The following is a 483-nucleotide window of genomic DNA, read 5'->3' as shown; positions in this document are numbered from 1 at the left end:
GGCATAGTGCTGTACCAGGGATAGGTAGGCATAGGCCCTATAGGTGTAGGCCTGTCCCAGGATCTCGGAGAGTACCGGTGACTCCGTCAAGGTACCGTCCAGCACCCTGTTGATGAGCAGGTTGGCCCCGGCTATGATGTTATAGCGGTGGTACCATAATAACTCACTTGTCAACGATGTCGGCAGGGTGTGTTCGTTCCATTGCATTACATCTCTCCAACTTAAGTTGTTGGCATTTGCCGAATGGATCAGTTCACCTGCAATATTGTCGCCCATAGGCACCCAATAGTGATTGTTTGCCCTAGCGGTATTCCCCCCAGGGAAAATGGTCTGGGACTGGGAGTACAGTCCCCGGTGCAACCCGTTCAGCACCAGTTGCATATTGGTCTCATTGGCCAGTGCATCGGAGGCCGAGATGGCATCCGTTGGCGTTGTCTCTAAAAAGTCATCGTCACATGACAGTATCGCTATGGCCATTATCAG

1 protein-coding gene is annotated in these 483 nt (G+C 52.2%); it reads right to left on the bottom strand.

Translation table 11 applies throughout. The annotated features are described in order from the left end of the window. Positions 1 to 483 (bottom strand): RagB/SusD family nutrient uptake outer membrane protein (locus AACP56_RS17945; RefSeq protein WP_339339095.1); only part of this gene is annotated, 483 nt, incomplete at both ends.

This window comes from Croceitalea sp. MTPC6, from assembly GCF_036985525.1.
In the GTDB taxonomy this organism is placed as follows: Bacteria; Bacteroidota; Bacteroidia; order Flavobacteriales; family Flavobacteriaceae; genus Croceitalea.
Note: the sequence above shows the minus strand (reverse complement) of the source record. Positions and strands in the feature narration are given on the sequence as shown.